Below are 20158 nucleotides of genomic sequence, written 5' to 3' on the forward strand. Positions count from 1 at the left end.
TTATGGCTTATAAGCGGAGAACCAAAGTAAATGCATCATTTAGTATGTCGTCAATGACTGACATTGTATTCCTGTTGCTTATATTTTTTATGGTTACTTCAACTTTGGTACATCCGAATGCATTAAAACTGTTAATGCCGCGAAAAGCCGAACATAAAACAGAGCAGATCAGCAATTATATCACGGTAAGAGTAAGCAATGCAGGTTCGTATTTTGTAAATGGTAAACGGGTGGATGAGGCTGGACTGCTTCAGGAAATAAGTACTGTCATAAAAGATCCGTCAAAAACTTACATTAACCTGACAACCGATAAAGGTGTGACCACCAAACAGGCTGTTACGGTTTTGAACCTGGCAAAGGATAATAATTACCAGGTGGCATTAAATATTAAATAAATGGCGTTCAGAAAAAGAAATAAGGTTGATTCGGGGTTCAGCATGTCTTCCATGACTGATATCGTGTTTCTTTTGCTTATCTTTTTCATGATAACTTCCACTCTGGTAACACCGGTAGCCATCAGAAAACTGAAGTTGCCGTTTGGTGCGCATCAAACATCTGCAAAACCGAATACCACGGTTTCCATAACTTCGGATATGAAATATTACATCGAAGGAGAGCAGGTGAATTTTAATGAAATAGAGCCACGTTTACAGGAAAAGTTATCACTGGATCCGGATATTTATATTGCCTTACATACAGATGAAAGCGTGCCGTTTTCAGAGGTGGGAAAAATACTGGATATAGCTCGACGCAATAAGTATAAACTGATTCTGGCAACAAGGGGAAAATAGAAAGACTTGGAACACAAAAAGGAAAATACCAAAGCAACAATTTATACCATCATATCGGTTGTGGTGATGTTATTATTGCTGATTTTTTTCGGATTCAAAGCCATTATGCCGGATTCCGAAGAAGGCATATTGGTGGATTTTGGTAATTCCGTCGTGGGAACAGGTCCTCAGGAACCGGCCCCATCAGTTGAAAAGCCTGCATCAAAACCAAAATCTCCTACTGTTTCAGAACCTGTAAAGGCTCAGCCACAGACATCGGAAGATGTGAAAGAAGATGTAGAGACTCAGGATTTTGATGAAGCGCCGGTTATTGAAAGCGGAAAACGCAAACAGGAGACTGAGGAAGAAATAGCCCGTAAAGCGGAAGAACTTAGAAAACAAAAAGAAGCAGAAGAAGCGGAACGCATCCGAAAAGCGGCAGAAGAGGCGGAACGCAAACGTCTGGAAGAGATTGAACGGAAGAAAAAGGAAGAAGCGGAACGGCTTGAGCGCGAGCGCCTGGAACGCGAACGTAAAGCAGCAGAAATACGTCAGCGGACACAGGATGCATTTGGGGGTGGAGCCGGTAATGCCAATACTTCAGGCGAAGGTCAAACCGGAGATGATGGTAATCAGGGATCACCCAACGGTGCTCCGAATACCGGTACATATACCGGAACAGGGCTGGGTACAGATGGAAGTGGTTTTGATCTTACAGGAAGAAGCCTTGTAGGTTCCTTACCTCAACCGGTTTACAATATCCAGGAAGAGGGCATTGTAGTTGTTTCAATAGAAGTGGATCGCTCCGGGCGCGTTATTAGTGCAACGCCTATTTTAAAAGGATCAACCACACAAAATTCCGAATTGTGGCGAGTGGCTAAGGAGGCCGCGTTAAAAGCCCGGTTCAACGATAATCCTACTGCTCCGATAAAACAAATAGGTACCATAACGTATCATTTCCGACTGGATTAATAGGCTGCATTTTATTCAACCTGATTAGTAGGTAATTTCCATATTTGTTAAATTCTTCATTTAAAATGACTTGGCGACTTAGCATTTAAGTTGTAAATTTAGGTTCTGTTTGACTTTCATACAAGGCTGATTGTATTATCAGAACAGTATGAAATTAACCTACTGAGTTGTACAAATAAAAACTTCCGGTTTTAAGTAACCGGAAGTTTTTATTATATGTCTGATTAAACGAGATCCGGAATGATTGTTAAATCTTTAACAGGAAAATACAGGCTTGCATGTGCTTTTTTTATTCTGATCTCTTTCCTTCAACTTTCTGCGCAACAATTTGATCCTGTTACTTTTTTAAATACCAGAGTTGCTGAGTCTTCCGGACTGAACTTTGTACACGAGAGGTTAATTTCTCATAACGATTCTGATGGTAAACCGGAGCTGTTTGAGCTGGACAGTATTTCCGGTGAAGTTTTACGTACTGTTTTTCTGAAAAATGCATCCAATGTAGATTGGGAAGCAGTATGTTCCGATGATCATTACATGTATATCGGAGATTTTGGAAATAACTACGGAGCACGGACTGATTTGCGAGTATATCGTTTATCGCTGGATGATTATCTGACGGGTGATACGGATACGTTAATGGTTGATACAATTCGGTTCAGTTACTCGGATCAGACTGATTTTACACCCAAACCTTATGCTTCGAATTATGATGCAGAGACCCTTTTAGCCTTTAGTGATTCGCTATGGATCTTTACCAAAAACTGGAAAGATGCAAAATGCAATATCTATAAAGTTGCAAAAACTCCGGGAGATCAGGTGGCATACCTGCGTGACAGCATCAATCCCTACGGTTTAATTACAGATGCAACATATAACACTACAAGTCAAAAAATCCTGCTGTGCGGGTATACGGATGAATATCCTTTGATGGTTGAAATTGATGAGTTTACAAAAACGCCCTTAAGTTTAAAACCCGTTTCCAGAACTCAACTTGGTGTATTTGATGGTTATTCAGCAAAAATTGAAGGTATTGCAGCAACCGGAACTGATAATTATCTGGTGACCTCTGAGAAAAGCACGACTGGAAAAGCATCGTTATTCAGATTAAGGTTTTCAGATAAAAATTCGATTATTCATGTAACAAATGGAAAGAACGAAGTGATTTACGATCCGGTACAAAAGATGCTGTTTACTATTTATAATGAACCAGTTGAAATCTCTGTTTATGAAATTACAGGTAAGATATGTATCCGTAATGGACGTTCACCTCTGGATATTTCTGCATTACCATCTGGTATTTATATTGTGCGGTTAAAATGGCAGGGCCATATAGTCGGGCTAAGAAAAATATATGTGTTATCGTGAATTTTAAAAAGTTAAACTGTTTCTACAAAATTGCTACTGGTTGATCAGTCTCTTATTTTATGTAAATTGCAGCCGTTTTGTCAGGACGTCAATTGTTTTTCTTTACCATGTTAATATGCTGTTTAATTCAATAGATTTTGTAATTTTTTTACCTGTTGTATTTATACTTTACTGGTTTACAACCAGTAAAAATTTACAGTTTCAGAATATTCTTGTTGTCGCTGCCAGTTATGTGTTCTATGGCTGGTGGGACTGGCGATTTCTTTCATTGATTATGCTTAGTACTTTAGTGGATTATACGGTTGGTCTGCAACTTGGCAAAGAAGAGAACAGAAAAAAGAGGAAGGTGCTCCTTTGGATCAGCATTATTGTGAATATAGGCTTGCTTGGGTATTTTAAATATTATAATTTCTTTCTGGATAATTTTATCGAAGCCTTTAAGTTTTTCGGATCAACATTTAATTCAAAATCATTGCAGATAATATTGCCCGTTGGAATAAGTTTTTATACGTTTCAGACTTTGAGTTATACCATTGATGTGTATAAACGAAAGCTTGAGCCAACAAGGGATCTTATTGCATTTTCAGCATTTGTAAGCTTTTTCCCGCAACTGGTTGCCGGACCTATAGAAAGGGCAACACATTTGTTGCCTCAGTTTTATTCAAAGAGAAATTTTGATTACTCAAAAGCAGTGAATGGAATGCGACAAATTTTATGGGGGTTATTCAAAAAGGTTGTTATCGCTGATAATTGTGCTGAATTTGCAAATACAATTTTTAATCATTCAACACAATATTCAGGCAGTACATTATTATTGGGTGCCATATTCTTTGCATTTCAGATTTACGGTGATTTTTCAGGTTATTCAGATATCGCAATCGGGACATCACGATTATTTGGATTTGATATTATGAAAAACTTTGCATTCCCGTATTTTTCAAGAAATATCGGTGAATTCTGGCGAAGGTGGCATATTTCACTTTCTACCTGGTTCAGAGATTATGTTTATATTCCTTTAGGTGGAAGTAAAGGTTCTAAATGGCAGAACGTTAGGAATATTTTTATCATTTTTTTAGTCAGTGGGTTTTGGCATGGTGCCAAGTGGACATTCATAGCATGGGGTGCTCTGAATGCCATATATTTTCTACCACTTTTACTCACAAAAAGCAACCGAAAATACCTTAATATACCAGCCGAAGGCAAGGTTATTCCGGGTGTTATGGAGATATTTTCTATTGGAATAACGTTTTTACTTGCAACGCTTGGCTGGATATTTTTCAGATCAGAATCTATGGGGCAGGCTATGCATATTTTTTCTAAAGTATTCTCCAAATCTATATTTTCGATGCCTTATTTTGAGAATGGAACCCTGGCTATACCAACAATTATTCTGACTATTATTTTTCTGATAACAGAATGGTTTGGAAGAGCAGATAATTATGCCATTGAAAAGCTGGCTCTGAAATGGAATAAATATCTCAGATACAGTTTTTATTATCTGATAATTTTTGCATTATTCTGGTTCGGAGGTAAAGAACAACAATTTATTTATTTCCAGTTTTAGTCATGAGAAGGTTTATTATAAAAAGTTCATATTTCGTTGTTCCGGTATTGCTGCTGAGTATTGTTGTTTTTCTTTTTAATCCTCAGGATCAGGGTGATTTAGTTAGAGTGGGATATATACTTCAAACATCACATAACCAAGAGTTTAGTAACCCGATTAAATCTGTGCCAATGAGAATGACTTATTTTTCCAGGCAGGGGCAGTCAGTTGTAGATACATTTACTTACTTTACCATTGGCGATTCTTATTCAGATAAGTCTAATCTTGGCTACAATAATTTTTTGGCAAATGATTCTGTTTCTGTTCTAAATCTTAACCGGTATTATGATCAGAATCCGGTTCAGTCACTTATAAACTTTATAAACAGCAATGCTTTTGATACGTTGCACGTAAAATATGTCATTCTTGAATCTGCAGAACGATATATTACGTACAGAGGATTGAAGGCTGATACATCAGGCGTATTTACGCAAAAGGATATTATTAAACTTAGAAAATCAAATCTATCAAAAGATGGTCAGGATGAAAAATATGATTTTTTTTCGGAACGGATTTTTAAAGTTTTATACATTAACTTGCTATATAATTTTATGGATAATCCTCCCGGATCACTCACCTATAAAGTCCGTACCCGTGATACACTTTTTTCAGCTAAAACAAATGAACTGTTGTTTATAAACGAAGATATTGATTATCTGAATTATAATAATTCTGTTGATTCGGTGGAAAAGTTAAACAGCAGGCTAAATCTGCTCTCACAAAAACTGGGAACATGGGGTATTAAATTAATAGTATTGGTTTGTCCTGATAAATACGATTTGTATTATTCCAGCATAAAAGATAAGTCAAATTATGTTGAGCCGATGTTTTTTGAATATTTGGATGACCTGCAAAAGGATTATTTGTACGTTGATACCAAAAGCTATTTGGATAGCTTAAAACGTAAGCAAAAGGATTTATATTACTATGGGGATACACACTGGGCACCTTCAACAGCCCGGGCTATTGCTGCTGAAATAAACAACACCTTACTCTTTAAAAATAATATGCCATAAGGATAAATTCCTGCTGATCAGGTATTTTAAGATTTCCGTTATTATGTTAAATGCTTTATATTTGTGTAACTCAATGGAAATCAAACACTCATAAAATTGCAGCCATGAAAACCCCGCTGTTGCTTTTTGTCTTTTTATTAACCATGTTCGGATGTAAGAATACTTCCAAAAAGTCAGAGACAAAACATGATTCCGAGACTATAACCAGTCTTGATATGCAGATTCTGCGCATGTCGATGCAGGGGCCTGTAAGTTTAAATTTTAATACAGATGGAACGGTGGATGTCGATTTTGGTAACGACAGTACAGTTGAGGTAACAAGTCTGTATTCGGTTCAGGGAGATACTATAATTTTTACTGATAAGGACGGTATTTCCTGTCCTGGCCCCGGAATTTACACTATGAATAAAAATGATTATTACGTGTCTTTTGACCTAATTGACGATACCTGTGGAGGAAGGGTAAAGTCAACAATGGGATTCTGGGTATATCCTGATTTTACAGAAAAGCTGCAGCATTTGAATGAACAACTTGCAGAGGAGGCCCCTGAACCTGACTTATATCTGGACAGAGCCAGAATTTATATGGCAACGGCAAATCCTCAAATGGCCAGGAACGATTTTTCAACCTACCTTGATATAGATTCAGCAAATGCAAGAGTTTATATCAACAGGGCCGGAACCTGGTTTCCTGATAAACTGAATGAGGCAATTGTGGATTGTAACAAAGCCATAGAACTTGAACCGGATAATAAGAATGCTTATTTTCTTCGTGGTCTGGCAAAATATACTACAGGAAATGAAGAGGAGGGATGTGCCGATTTTAAAAAGGCAATAGAACAAGGATTTACGGTACTTAAAGTTGCCGAAAAAGAGAGGTGTAAGGGGTATTGGTAAAAGCCGTATTGATATCTCACGTAAAAATACGTAAATTGAGTACTGCTTAAATCAGTGAGACTGTGATTTGAGAAACGAAGTGAACTGAAATTACAAAGTCGAAATGATCCCGAGCTTTTGTCGAGGGAGCAATGGGTTTTATTACTGCCTTGTGGTGCTTAAACGAATAATTCCTTATAGATATTCCGTTTGCTCTGCGGGGGTGTTCATTTTCAAAATGATAAATTATTTTATCTTCTGTCTCATTTAGTTCACTGGAAACTAATACGGTAATACGAAGAGGTAAATGCTAGCTTAACCCGAAAAATATTATTATGTCAATCCATTATGAGCAACAAAATTATCCTTCAGGAACGATCCTGATAAGAGATTTTGAGGGAAATGTAGAAGTAGAAGACATCATAGAATCATGGAAGTTTCTACTGACTAATAATATGCTTGGAGAAAACGTACTCGGTGTTATTAATAACATTTGTGCCTGCAATCTTAGAATGGATATGAACAGTTTTCAATATCTGATAGCATATCTGAAGACAGAAGATGCCTTTAAACGCATCCGGTTGGCAGTGATTTGTGAAGATCCGAAAAAAATTATCTTTCCTTCTATGGGTGAGTTTATACAGGATTTGCAAATTAAGCCTTTCACTACCTATGATGCAGCCGTTGACTGGATTATCAAACAGTGACTAACTATTCCAAAGTTTAAAACTTTGGAAAAGCTTATCTATGGACCTTAAGATAAAGAGGCAGGCAATCTTTCCTGACGAATAGATGACTTATCAGCTCTGAGTGTCGCCAGCTTTAACATGGAAGTTTTCGTTAATTTACATGGCTAAAAAGCAGTCTCTGCTTTCTGAGTAACTCATAACAAGTAAGCAGTCATCACAGGAAGCTGGGCAGGCATCATATAGAATAATTCTAAATACCTTTACTGTCTACATAACATATTCTAAATTTTCTTGATTTATTCATTTTTTGCATAACTTGTAAATATATCAATCTTAACATCAATATCTTAAATGTAAGCAATTAGCCGCAAAACCAATCTGAGATTATATTTTAGGGTGATTGGAAATGATTTTTTTATTCAAATTAGCTAAAACTAGAATCACTTTTTGCAATTACTTTCAATATTAAAGATAAAGTGGCTTTAAAGTATAGGGGAGAAGATGAAAAATTATATGTTGATATAACGAGGATAGCAGATACATTAAAATGCGAAATAATAATGAAAACAATCTTTACTGAGCTATTTATTTTTCTTATTGCCATCAATGCTCAATCTCAAAGCCTGGAATTACCTTTTTATGAGGATTTTGAAGAATCCATAACCAATGACGCTATATTCGAAAACTGGTCAACTGAAGATCTTGAAGGATGGCAACACTGGCACCTGATCCCGTGGGGTGGATTTGGAGGAGGACAATGTGTACGCTTTGAAAATAATGATCTTAATCAGAACGATTGGTTAATTACGAATCCAATAAATACGGAAGATGCTGATTCGTTAGTAATTCATTTTTACAGCTTTTACAATTTCCAGGGAACCAAACCGGAGTTGCTTTATACTACTGCCTATTCCGGGGATGCTCAAAATGATGTCTGGAGTGAAATAGAATATGATCTGGGTGAAAGCACGGAATCGTGGCACCATTCTGGTGAAATTAATATAAAAGCTCCTGAATCGGAAATATGGTTTGCCTTTCACAGTAATCAGGAAGCAAATAATGGCATTCTGTTTCTGCTGGATAATTTTAGCGTAAGTAAATATGTGGCTTCACCGGAATATGAATTGGTCGCAAGTACTGCGTATTTTGAATTTTATACCAATATGGCAGAGGAAACAAACTACTGGACCGGTATATCAGAAGGATTGGAACAAAGTTTTAAAAAGTACTGTGACATATGGAACATTAGGGGGAAAACAGACTTTATTGATAAAAACCTTAAAACAAAAATATATTATACTGAAAAAGCGAATATTCCTTTTGTAAATGCTGAGACGCCTGAAATCAAGTCCGGCTTTTTTGATCTACAAAATAATTCAATCTATCTTTCGCCATTAGATACACCTGAAAAACTGGAGTACTATCAAAGCATGGAAGGGCTGGCAATCAATACGTTCGCGGGTTATGCAAAATATCACCAGTTGTACCGGGATCAGGGTGGATTTTATGGATTGCCTGACTATTACACAGAAGGTTTTGGACTTTATGAGCAGGGATTTCGTCCAAGGTTGGATTCGATCATTCGTTTTCGGTCAGAACATCCGGAGGATCTGACTCATGAAGCCCTGAACGATATGAATGTTTTCAGCAGAACAGCACAAAAGGACATTATTGTTTCGTATGTTGAAGGACAAATTGTTTGTTTACTCGATTATAACGGAACGGCACCTTATGGCTCATTTGAGCCAATCTGGAATAATTTTCTGATTTATTTTTACGATACTACAGATGTGGTCCGTATAAAGAAATATGCCTCTTCAGATAACTTCGACATATATTGTTCTTCACGGGATACCATGTTTATTGACCGCTTTTTTGAGTGGCTGGAGCAAACCCAACAGTTTTATATTGATTCATTCCGGTTGGAGATTAACCGGAAGTATAATCTTGTGATTTATTATGATGAAAAAACCGGTATGGATATGACTGGTTATGATAACTGGAACGGAGGAAGTGGAGGACTGAATATATCGCCTCATAATTTTCCTGATGGAATTGATGGATTTCCCTGGTTATTGGCACATGAATTCGGACATGTATATAACAGTGTCTTATGTCCCGAAATGCCTTTTGGATTCTATCATGAAGGGATGGCTAATTTTTCAGGTTTCATGCAGTACGGTTCGGATTGGGCAGAAAATCGCCCGCTAATAGAATCAGTATTATATTATTTTTTGAAGCAGTTTGGCAGGGAACCAACTCTTAATGAGTTTATTACAAATCCATATATGGATGAAGGAGGAAATATTGATCCCTATTATTTCGGACTTGAATTTATAAGGTATTTATATGAATTGGATGGAATATTGAAACTGGAGGAGTTCTTTGATAAGGGGATGGATTTCAGTGTTTTTAGTCAATCGTATGATCAGATTGAAAAGGGATATTTAAGGCGTCTCAAGATGTATCAACACCTTACCTTTACAGACACACTGATTGAATTGCCGTTTAATGAACCTTTTAATGCCCTCTCCAATGGCTGGACTAAACCCAGCGTATTAAATCCTGATAACTGGAATATAGATGATGGAGGTATTAACGGGACAAGCTGTATTAGGTATTATACCCACAGCGACGCTAACGAGCCGGTTGATTCATGGTTGGTTTCACCAGCCCTGAATTTGGAGCACACAGACCAGTTACAACTATCATTTGATTTTGCCAGATTTGGTGAAGGATTGGAACTGGAGATTTTGTACACCGATAGATTTAATGGATTTACTGACAGTACCAGCTGGAGCTTACTAAAGTCAGTGGAGATGCCGGTTGATTGGGGATGGAGCAACACGGGTGAGATAACAATAAGCAATTTGCCGGATACAGTTTTTGTTGGGATCAGATTAAAGACAGAGGGAGAGCAGCACCTTCAGTTGTATGTTGATAATTTTAAGGCGGAAGGGGTTGTTACACATTCTAATCTAATTTTTGATTCGAATTTTAAAGTATATCCCAATCCGGTTAGTTATGAATCCATTATTTCATTCCATACTCAATATCATGGGAATGTTAAGCTAACCATTTTTGATATTCACGGAAGAGAGGTTTGTACTGTGTTCAATGAAAGAATGAAAGCTGGGTCACACTCTGTTTCTGTTCCAAATATACTCCCAGAAGGAGGCGTATATCTATGCGTATTATCTACGGAAAAAAATACTAAAACAATCAAGTTCGTAACAAAATGAATGGAGAGGATTCGAATACCTGCTCCGGGTAATTGTGACTGATCACGAACGATAAAGCATTAAATGTGAATTCACGGTGGCTGTACATTTCAATAAACCACTATCTTACAAAGAATCATTCTTTTCCGGACCTTTGAAAGTAATATTGAAGTATGAGGATATCATACAATAGTGCAAATACCTGATGAATAATCAGGTAATGTCTCATACGAATAATTTAAAACAATCTATATTGATAAACTATTGTATCAACTGAAATTTAAAGCTTACACCAAAATTGGATGTGGCCGTTGAAAATGATGTTGATACCAAAGGATTGATGGCCTGTCTGTCATAGAATAAGCGGATTGTTACACTTCTGCTTAATGTATAGTCCGCAGTTAATTTTATATTCAGTGCATTCTGTCCCGTAGACGGCTGGTTATAGTTTTCTTCAATCTTACGAATGATGGTTTTCATATCCCGCAACGTGAAATCTGCCCTGAGGTTAAGATCATTGCTTACATTTTTTGAACGGCCACCACTGTTAATGACCAGATCAAAATTATCCCAACGGTACCCTAAGCCTACAGAGAAATCGTTTGAGACGGTTTCAACAACCTGGTTGTTGCTGATGTTGAGCATGATATTCCTCATTTTGCTCATTTCCAAAGAACCGGTAAGGCTGTTTTTAAACGCCATATCAACATTTAACAACGGATTGAGTGCTTCTGTAATATTTACGGTTGGTATTTCAAGTTGACCTGAGGAAAGATTGGTGTTGAATCCTGCAATATTATATGTGGCTGTGTAACTGTGGTTCAATGTTACGTTCCTGAAATACTTTTGCAGCAACGGAATTTTTGATAAACCATCGTACCTGATGTTCCAGTTTGGTAACTGGCTGAAAATATCCGGCATGCCATTTTCGTAGAGCCTTATTTTATGTGCATCAATTCCTGAATAACCTGCGAGGAAGGCAGGAATAAGCACTTCCTGTGAATTGAGATCTTTATTTCCGGTTCGTCCGGCAATAATGGATCTGTTGTGTTTTACAAATTCAGTATATGGTGCATAAGTATAACTTTCATCTTCATGAACCTTTTCGAATGCTGTACGAAGGGATATCCACGACATGGAGAAATTACCGGTCATGGTTTTATTAGCTTCAGGAATAAACCGGTTGCCGTTTTCTGTATCGTAATAATAATTGGCTCCTGTAACCTGGTTTTGTGCCCATGTTGTATTTAAAGTGATCCGGAGTCCGTTAATCGGTTCGATGGATGCCTGTCCCCTGAACTGCTCCATTTGCTGGCTGATATAAGGATCGGTCATCAGTGCATTATTAATCAGCCATCCGTTTTGGTTCGCCTGATCAATTATGTCAAGGCTCTGACTTCCAAAAGCAAAGGCATAACCCGGTGCAGGCAGACCACCAATGTTATCCTGACCAATGATGTTGGGTTCACCGTCAAATCCCGGAATGATCAGACTGTTATTTCTGGTATAATTGGCAGACACATTTTTCACACCCATAAGTACACGGGCAGTCCGTTGCAATACCTCAATAACCGGGTTACTCTTTTCCTGAACTCTGGCGGTAATTACAACTCTTGCACCATCTACAGTCTGGTTGGCTGTAAACTCAATGGTGTTTTCATCCACTATATTTCGTTTACCCATCACCTGTTTATTATCAGCATCGTAAATCCTGACATTCGGCGTTTTACTTCCCAACTTATGATTGATCACAACTTTCTGGCCCTCGGGGAAATCAAACTTATTCTCGTACCTTACAGTAACCATTTTCTTGGCACCGCTTGACCGGTTTGAACCCGCTCTGCCATACTTTTTATTGGCATCATCCAGAAACTTCCATTTTGAATAGAGCCCTGTAAAACTTAATGTGGTATTGATGTTGATATTTCGTGAGTTTTCTATGGTATGACCCAAAAACAGATTGGAGAATTTGGGGTTTAAAGAATTTGCACCGCGTTGCCAGTCATAAGTGGCATTATACGTACCGTCAGCTGAAATCCAATCCAGTAACGGAATTTTAGAAAAGGGAACAGTATAGCTTGCGCTAAATACCTGATGGTACATGACGGAGCGACCCCATTCACGTATGCTTTGCATCACTGAATCCTGCCATGCCGCATAATAGGCCCGCTGTGTTCTTTTATTTAAAGAAACAGTCACAGAATCGTTGTTCAGGTAATCAGGTTCGCCAATAAGCGCGTTTGATTGCGATGTAAGGCTTAACTGCAGGGAGTTGGCAAGTTTATATTTAATATCGAATTGCCTGTTCCAGTACCAGTCCTTACCAACAGAAAGCGGTAACTCAACGCCGGTATTGCTGATGTCCCTATAGAGCATTTCGTTGTAGTCCCTGTTCATATCCGTTCTGAAACTGAACGTTGTTGGCAGATAGTAAAAATTAAAATCACGAATCAATGCCAGTATATCCGATTCCAGAAACTTCACTTTTTTGAAAGGCTCAACCGGCTTTGCAGATGTGGCATAACTGTACTGCAATCCTCCACGGAAGTTTTTAGAAAGATCCCGCTGAATAGTGGGGGATGTACGCTCCGTTTCGTTATATGCAAAGTTCATGGTTACATTGTTCGGATCAAAGAACTGTTTCTTTTCGCCCCCATATCCAATGCGTACATTCGGCAGACTTATACTTTTTCTGGTGGTCACATCCAAAGACATACTCTTGATAGAATCTTTTTCGGTTTGAGTTACGGCGCTGTTTATGGCATCCTGAAGTTTTACGTCTTCATCAAGAGGGTTATATTTAGGACTGACAACATCTTTTGAATAGGAATAATTCACCGGCAAACTAATCTGAGCTTTTTTTGGGAAGAATTTACCCAGTTGCAAATTGGTTGAGACATCGTAACTGCTCAGGTCATCAATCTGACGCTCCATAAGATTCTGTTCAAGTCCACCAAATCCTGCTGTGCTAATACTTCCGGACATATTTACTGTACCCAGATCCGCCAGTTTTAAGGACATACTTCCAATGCCTGCCCATCCGCCTTGTTCATCAAATTCTGATAAACGCAGTTCATTTACCCAAACTTCACCAGAGCGGTATTCCGTTGTCTGACGGCGTTTATTACGTACTCCAATCATAATGGTTCTGACATCGCTCAGTGAAGGATTACCTTTAATGTAAACCCAGTGTGTAGGATCATCCGGTACCGGTTCACCTTTGCGCTGCGATATTTTTACATCACTGCCTGAAGCCCTGGATTCACGGTTACGTTTTAACTTGAAATTTGTCAGTAGATCGAATGGAATATCAAACTTGTTTGCATCCGGCCATACCATTTCACGATGTGCCGTATTATCATTGTTATAAACCCTCGGAGGCGTTAGCTTTAAAGGAATTTCGTATTCGTAATAGTTGTTCTTGAAATCGGATCCCAACCGGATAAAGATGGAGAGGTCATCATCTTCAAGATTGGTGTTAACACCGGGAGCATTGACCAGTTCTTCTGCATGTACCCACATTTGCAGGCGTTTATACTGACGCATATCCATCTGTAGGGTCTTATATACCGCTCTTGCATCCTGAGGTGCCAGATTCAGGACCTTTAAGGTCATAGACTGCTCATTCAGTTGTCTCAGTTGTGGCTGACCCGGATCAATAACCCGGTCTACACCAGGAGGAAGTACATAGTTGACCGGAGTCCTGTCACTGTTTTCTTCAATATTTACCGAACCGATATCAATGACACCACCATCTTTGTAGTTGTTTTCTCCTATTTCATCCAAAGGAACAGTATACTTGCGCCATTCTCCGCGAACCAGTTCCAACGTTGCAAAACGAAGGATCACCGGTTCTTCGAAATCTTCCAGAAACATTCTCATAAAACGAATGGATTTAAAACCGGAAATTGATCCTACGACATTGTCATAGTCAGACACAGGAATTCTGAACTGGTACCACTTTACAGAATCTTCATTTCCGTTAGCCAGTTTTACATGTTCCGTTTTGACATCCGTAATATACTTTTGCCCGCCAATTTTCATTTGATCAGGATAAAGATCTACAACATACCGGTAGTAGTTATCATTCTCGCTTAATGTGTTATCCTGGTTAATATCTTCGGCATCCGGCAGGTTCGATCCGGTGGTTGAATAGGCTTCATTGGATTGCGCATCAGTAGGTGAGTTGCCCTGCATATTATTATACAGTTTGTAGCGATTCAGAATACTTGTTTTAGCAGCATCATAATCTGATCCCCTGTAATAATGATAGTCATCCTGGGCCGGATCATTGAATAAACTGTCAACATATGTACTGGAACCCCGGGTAAGTATTTGAGTAAGCGAATCAAGATATCCACTAAAAAATGTACTTTCATCCGTATCATCCAAACCATCCAGTCCAACGTCCTGGTAAATCCTGCTGTTTTCGGTGTTGGCAAATGCCTGGGTCAGGGACTGCTTAACCGGAACACGTCCCCAACTTGTTGTGTCAACCAGCCCGTTTATATCACTGGTTGCCGGCAGACCATATTCAAATGATTTCCGGCCATCCTTTAATACATCTTCTGAAATTTCACCCAGGTTAAAGACAAGTTTACCTCCCGTTTTATTTTTATTTGGCGAGTCGCCCTCAATAAACGGGTCCATCACCCAGAATTCTATATATTCAATGTTGGCCTGTTCAAAATCAGTGGTCTCCATTCTGCGCATTACACCGCCCCAGTTTTGATCAGGGTTATTCATTTTTCCGGTTTGAGGATTCAGGTCAAGACTAAAGTTGTATGGTCCTTTTTCAGTTGGATAATATGCGACGTTCAGAATTGGAATCAATGTGGATTCTCCGTATGCGTTATCTTTGTTAGGGAAAAGGTTATTCTCACTTACCGCGCGGGAATAATTATTGGAACGCATTTCAGGATCATTTTTTATATGGCTGGGCATCAGGTTACTGTTGTCATATTGAAAAAGCCTGTCAATGGTATACCATGCAATGCGGGCACGGTGTTTTCCGTAATCAAGATCAGTAATTGGGCTGGTGGCATTTATTATCTCCGTTGGCGTTGAGGACAGTTTCCATGAGAAATAATGTTTGATATCGATGCCTATTTTTGTGGCTTCAAAATCATCCAGATATACGGAGCCACCACCACCAATAACTTTGGCATGACCCGGAATTAATTGTGCAAATTCTCCGTTCACTGCAATGGATGATGGCGCTTTGGTTTCTATGAGCGGCAATTTATCAATAAGCTTTGTCAGGAAAGGCATTTCTGCTTTGTATGCACCGTTCAGTCCCCAGATTGTATTTGAAATTGGATCTTCTCCGATAGACACTTTCTGGGTTAAAGGCCTTTCATAAAGGTGCATGATGGTACCACCCAATGTAAAATCATCATTGAACCGGTAATCGAGATGAGTCCCGATCATGGTCTTCTTTTGTAAACTGAAAGTCGCTGAGTTTTCCATTGAAACCTGGATCGGTGTTCCTGAATCAAGAATAGCCTGATTCAGTATTTTTAAATATCCTGATGCATAGTCCACCGTATAGTCTACATTTTCAGTCAGTGTCCGTCCACCGGCCGTAACAACCACCGAGCCTCGTGGAATGTTAAAGGCATTCAGCTTGATTTCAGAACCGGAAGCTGCTTTATAGGAACCTTCCAGAATGAATTTATTTTTTTCTGCGTTTTGTGTTGCTATAGTGATGGTTTGTGTATAAAGTGAATCGTAGGCATACTTTTCTGCCAGCGTAGGGCTCATAAATGTACTGAGGTATTTTGAGCTGAACGGTTTGGTTACCGGGAAGATAATCTTACCTCTGTCAGGAATAACAGTCAAACCTGGTACCCAGTCGAAAAAACCATCAGAGCCCTGTTCGTTTTGAGAATTTAAACGGTCGAGTTTCATCAGGTTCAGCAGACGCTCATCTCTTAATCCTGGTTCAGGAAGGTAATTAATATTTGTTCCTAAACTGTCGGAACGGTACATTACCTCAAATCTGAAATCTTCACGATCAACCTGTCGTGCACCAAGAGAGTAGATGTTTTTCATCATCAGGTCCCATGTTTTCAGTTGTGGACTCAGGTTTGTTCCTTTTAATAACTTTACTGCCAGAGCCTGAGGTGAACGAATACTGTCAGTTGAAAATTCACCAACCTGGTACACCTGACCTCTGTACTGATATTCAAAAGCAACAGCAAGCACCTCATCAGAATTAAGAGCTGTATTTAAGGAAATATACCCCAGGTTTTTATTAAGTGTATATTCATTGGAAGATAATAGTCTGGCATTTTCAATTTTTTCATAATCCACACCTCCTTGCATTACACCGTTAAATTCATTCGAGATTTCACTGATATTACGGAATCCGGTATAGGTTGAGTTCAACTGGCTGTAAAGGGTATTAAATTTATTGGCAGGCGCAATATATGCCGGATTTACCCCTTCAGTACTGGGTGTCCATCTATCATTATAGATATCTGCTGCTTGAGGTTCAGCAAGGTCCATAAAGGCTACAATGTTTCTTGAATCGTTATAGTCACCCCGTTTATTGGTCACCCAAACCTCAATACGATTAATAACAAGACCAGACATAATAACAGGAATGTTTTTCATCCAGTTATCGTAGTTTTTTTCAAAAAAGTGTGTCAGAAAAAAGTTGCGGTTGGCATCGTATTCATCCGCCCTGATTTCAAAATCGCTGGACGTGGCTCCACCTTTTAATGTCATGGTTTCTGTTTCCGATTCCTGTTGTGAGAAAACAGTAGCCACACTCAATTTCCCGAATTGAAGTTCTGTTTTTACACCAAAGAGGCTCTGACTACCTCGAATCAGAGATCCACCTAAAGGGAGACTAACATTTCCGGCTTCTACCTTTTTAACGATGTCGTCTTCTTTTCCTTCATAATTAAGGTTGATGGTATTGTCAAAATCGAAAGTAGCTTCCGTGTTGTAGTCCATGTTCATCTTTATACGATCACCCACAGAACCGGCTACGCTTAGTACGATTTTTTCGTCGAAGTCAAAAATAGTTGTTTTTCTGAGGTCTTCAGAAAGTGCAGGGTTATCTATATTATTGGTTTTAACCCCAAACTGAAGTTCAGCATATCCCTGGGGTTTCAATTTTATACCTCCTTCTCCGAATATGGCACTGGCTTTCCCCAGGTTAATGTTGATGTCGAGTGGACCACCTTGTTTCCTCCCTGCTTCCTCCAGTTGTTTATTGCGCCAGAAGTCATTCAGAGAGCGGTTCATGTCGTATTTTTTATACTCTTCGTACGACATGAGGGTAGGAGAGCCAACTTCCACATCACCCACCATATTCCGAATTATGTAATTTCCTGTTTCCGGGTCGTATTCTGTAACCTGTTTGAAGTTTTTAGGATTTTTCAAATCTATGCCTGAAGCATCATCCTGTGTGTAAGGATCAGACTGTATACTTTTAACCGGATAAAGCAATGTAGTATCGCTGGTTTGACCATGCGACGATAACAACAAAAAAGTACCGAACAAAACGGGTAGTACTAATTTAAGCCTGAACAGATTCCAATGCACTTTTTTTATCAACCTCATTAAATACTTACAACTGTTTTAGGGCAAGTTTTATTACTTCTTCAACGGCATAATTTCCTGAAGTTTTTAACACTTTATCAATGGCCTTTTCTGAAGCATTACGTGTAAAGCCCAACATAACTAAAGCAGATAACGCTTCATTCTTTATAGTATTGTCTGTCAGAGTAAATATTTCGGCTGCTGAAGCAGATTTTCCGATTTTGTCTTTCAGGTCAACAATTACCCGTTGGGCGGTCTTTAATCCAATACCTTTTATACTTTTCAGCACATTTACATTTCCTGATATAATCACCTGTTCCAGTTCTTCAACCTGCAGGGAAGATAAGATCATTCGGGCCGTATTGGCTCCAATACCTGAAACAGAAATAAGATGGCGAAAAACTTCCCGTTCACGAACCGACCAAAATCCGTATAATTCATGCGTATCTTCACGAATTATTTCATGGATATGCAATAAAATTTGTTTTTGCTCCGCAATTTGAGAAAAGGTATTAAGGGAAATATTGATATGATATCCAATGCCATGCACATCTATTACAACATGGGTTGGAAATTTATCAGCAATTTCCCCTTTTATATAGCTAATCATACATCAATTTTTATGCTTAGAAATTGGCAAGCAAATATAATTAAAACCGTGGTATAATAAAACGCAATCTGCAAAACCTGGCGGTACAGATAATAAATGTATAAGAAATTTTTTGGATGGGAAGAACTTAATTTGGTAAGTCGAAATACGTCTTGTTTTATAAATTAACAGGTGGATTTTGAAGTATGATTATGTAAACATATTGGATTAATAATACTTCGGAGAAGAAAGTTTCTGTTTTGTTGATTCCTTTTGTTGATAGATATTTTTTAGCTCAATTTTTGGTTATTACAATAATATTACAGATTTGATACAAGTGTATTGTAATGTTAAAATTATTTTATTAATTTTAGCGCGTTTAAAGGGTGATTGTTTCAAGAATTAACACTAATTTTACAAAATGGTAAAGAATATTCCGTTTAAATTCCTCTTCATTGTTCTTGTTGTGGGAATTACTTTATTAACTGCCTGTTCTCAGGATGAAGGCTTCGGTGGAAACGGCGAGATTAAGGGTGAGTTAATGGAAAGGGTTTACAACAAGGATCTTTCAGTGCTTTTGTCAGAAACACCAGCAAAGGCAGAGGATATTTACATTATGTTTGGAAATAATACTGTAGTAGATGATAAGGTCGAAACCAGTTATACCGGTGATTTTAAGTTTTCTTATTTGTGGCCGGGTGAATATACCATTTTTTATTTATCGGACGACACATCAGATAATTCAAAACCCAAGATGGAGATCATGAAACAGGTGACACTTGGAAAAAATGAATCACTGGATCTGGGGTCATTATATACCTACAAAATTAAGGATTGGGATCAGGGTAGCAGTGCTATAAACGGGGTACTGATTGAAAGGATCTATAATGATGACCTTTCCATTCTTCTGTCGGAAGGCCCTGCAAAAGCCCAGGACATATTTATAATGTTAGGTGACAATACTTCATTTAATGATAAAGTGGAGACAAGTTATAACGGTCAGTTTGAATTCAACAATATTTGGGGAGGTGACTATACCATATATTATATGTCTGATGATACAGCAGATATTTCTCAGCCTGATATGGAAATAAAGCAAACCGTTTCCTTATCGAATAACACAACGGTACAGCTTGATACAATGTACACCTATAAAATTAAGGAATGGAACGAGGGTTCTGCAACCATCCGGGGTAAAGTAATGGTAACTAATTATAAAAACTCCAGTACTTATCCTAACCTGGTTATTAAGGATATAACACCTGCCCAGGAACAGGAAATATACATTACATATGGTAATCATACCTTTTATGATGACAGGATAAGAACGCAGGATGACGGTACCTTTGAATTCCGGAACCTTATAAAAGGGACCTATCGGATATTTGTATATTCAGAGGATGTTACCGGAGGAACAGCAAATATTGTTAAGGAAGTATTTGCAACGATTACTGAGGATGGACAATATGTAGAATTGAGTGATATATCCATTGAAAAACTATAA

General features: G+C 38.3%; 12 protein-coding genes. 10 read left to right on the forward strand and 2 right to left on the reverse strand.

Annotation, left to right across the window (positions count from 1 at the left end):
* Nucleotides 1-2: 2 nt before the first annotated feature.
* The 9 genes from ACE01N_RS04515 to ACE01N_RS04555 all read left to right on the forward strand — a co-directional run bounded on the left by ACE01N_RS04515 (nucleotide 3) and on the right by ACE01N_RS04555 (nucleotide 10532).
* A complete protein-coding gene (locus tag ACE01N_RS04515) occupies nucleotides 3-395 on the forward strand; it encodes an ExbD/TolR family protein (RefSeq protein ID WP_380585264.1) in 393 nt (130 codons plus the stop codon).
* The gene (locus tag ACE01N_RS04520) at nucleotides 396-791 is read left to right on the forward strand and encodes an ExbD/TolR family protein (protein ID WP_380585266.1); all 396 of its coding nucleotides are present in this window, start codon (nucleotides 396-398) and stop codon (nucleotides 789-791) included.
* Nucleotides 792-797: 6 nt separating this feature from the next.
* A complete protein-coding gene (tolA, locus tag ACE01N_RS04525; protein ID WP_380585268.1) occupies nucleotides 798-1742 on the forward strand; it encodes a cell envelope integrity protein TolA in 945 nt (314 codons plus the stop codon).
* A gap of 240 nt (nucleotides 1743-1982) precedes the next feature.
* Nucleotides 1983-3107, forward strand: a complete 1125-nt coding sequence (locus ACE01N_RS04530) for a T9SS type A sorting domain-containing protein (RefSeq protein WP_380585270.1) — start codon at nucleotides 1983-1985, stop codon at nucleotides 3105-3107.
* A 115-nt stretch (nucleotides 3108-3222) separates the two neighbouring features.
* Nucleotides 3223-4671, forward strand: a complete 1449-nt coding sequence (locus ACE01N_RS04535; protein ID WP_380585272.1) for an MBOAT family O-acyltransferase — start codon at nucleotides 3223-3225, stop codon at nucleotides 4669-4671.
* 2 nt (nucleotides 4672-4673) lie between these two features.
* Nucleotides 4674-5726: an alginate O-acetyltransferase AlgX-related protein gene (locus ACE01N_RS04540; protein WP_380585274.1), complete on the forward strand. Its 1053-nt coding sequence runs from the start codon at nucleotides 4674-4676 to the stop codon at nucleotides 5724-5726.
* A gap of 104 nt (nucleotides 5727-5830) precedes the next feature.
* Nucleotides 5831-6622, forward strand: coding sequence for a tetratricopeptide repeat protein (locus ACE01N_RS04545; RefSeq protein ID WP_380585276.1), 792 nt, complete (start codon nucleotides 5831-5833; stop codon nucleotides 6620-6622).
* A 314-nt stretch (nucleotides 6623-6936) separates the two neighbouring features.
* Complete coding sequence (locus tag ACE01N_RS04550; RefSeq protein ID WP_380585278.1) at nucleotides 6937-7308, forward strand: hypothetical protein; 372 nt, start codon at nucleotides 6937-6939, stop codon at nucleotides 7306-7308.
* Nucleotides 7309-7850: 542 nt separating this feature from the next.
* The gene (locus ACE01N_RS04555) at nucleotides 7851-10532 is read left to right on the forward strand and encodes a choice-of-anchor J domain-containing protein (protein WP_380585280.1); all 2682 of its coding nucleotides are present in this window, start codon (nucleotides 7851-7853) and stop codon (nucleotides 10530-10532) included.
* A 240-nt stretch (nucleotides 10533-10772) separates the two neighbouring features.
* On the opposite strand, the gene sov is transcribed toward ACE01N_RS04555, so the two are convergent.
* The gene (gene sov / locus ACE01N_RS04560) at nucleotides 10773-18086 is read right to left on the reverse strand and encodes a T9SS outer membrane translocon Sov/SprA (RefSeq protein WP_380585282.1); all 7314 of its coding nucleotides are present in this window, start codon (nucleotides 18084-18086) and stop codon (nucleotides 10773-10775) included.
* Nucleotides 18087-18093: 7 nt separating this feature from the next.
* Nucleotides 18094-18675, reverse strand: coding sequence for a Holliday junction branch migration protein RuvA (gene ruvA / locus ACE01N_RS04565; RefSeq protein ID WP_380585284.1), 582 nt, complete (start codon nucleotides 18673-18675; stop codon nucleotides 18094-18096).
* Between the two features lie 400 nt (nucleotides 18676-19075).
* Here ruvA and ACE01N_RS04570 point away from each other — a divergent pair, with 400 nt between their 5' ends.
* On the forward strand, nucleotides 19076-20158 hold the full coding sequence (locus ACE01N_RS04570) for a hypothetical protein (protein WP_380585286.1): 1083 nt from the start codon (nucleotides 19076-19078) through the stop codon (nucleotides 20156-20158).

Origin of the sequence: Quyinboa ferrireducens, assembly GCF_042436675.1 — a bacterium.
Lineage (GTDB): Bacteria > Bacteroidota > Bacteroidia > Bacteroidales > UBA5342 > JBHJHP01.

Bases quoted from the DNA above. Each gene is read 5' to 3' on its own strand.
- sov (WP_380585282.1), bottom strand. From the start codon at position 18,086: ATGAGGTTGATAAAAAAAGTGCATTGGAATCTGTTCAGGCTTAAATTA.
- ACE01N_RS04535 (WP_380585272.1), top strand. From the start codon at position 3,223: ATGCTGTTTAATTCAATAGATTTTGTAATTTTTTTACCTGTTGTATTT.
- ACE01N_RS04520 (WP_380585266.1), top strand. From the start codon at position 396: ATGGCGTTCAGAAAAAGAAATAAGGTTGATTCGGGGTTCAGCATGTCT.
- ACE01N_RS04570 (WP_380585286.1), top strand. From the start codon at position 19,076: ATGGTAAAGAATATTCCGTTTAAATTCCTCTTCATTGTTCTTGTTGTG.
- ACE01N_RS04555 (WP_380585280.1), top strand. From the start codon at position 7,851: ATGAAAACAATCTTTACTGAGCTATTTATTTTTCTTATTGCCATCAAT.
- ACE01N_RS04550 (WP_380585278.1), top strand. From the start codon at position 6,937: ATGTCAATCCATTATGAGCAACAAAATTATCCTTCAGGAACGATCCTG.
- ACE01N_RS04515 (WP_380585264.1), top strand. From the start codon at position 3: ATGGCTTATAAGCGGAGAACCAAAGTAAATGCATCATTTAGTATGTCG.
- ruvA (WP_380585284.1), bottom strand. From the start codon at position 18,675: ATGATTAGCTATATAAAAGGGGAAATTGCTGATAAATTTCCAACCCAT.
- ACE01N_RS04540 (WP_380585274.1), top strand. From the start codon at position 4,674: ATGAGAAGGTTTATTATAAAAAGTTCATATTTCGTTGTTCCGGTATTG.
- ACE01N_RS04530 (WP_380585270.1), top strand. From the start codon at position 1,983: ATGATTGTTAAATCTTTAACAGGAAAATACAGGCTTGCATGTGCTTTT.
- ACE01N_RS04545 (WP_380585276.1), top strand. From the start codon at position 5,831: ATGAAAACCCCGCTGTTGCTTTTTGTCTTTTTATTAACCATGTTCGGA.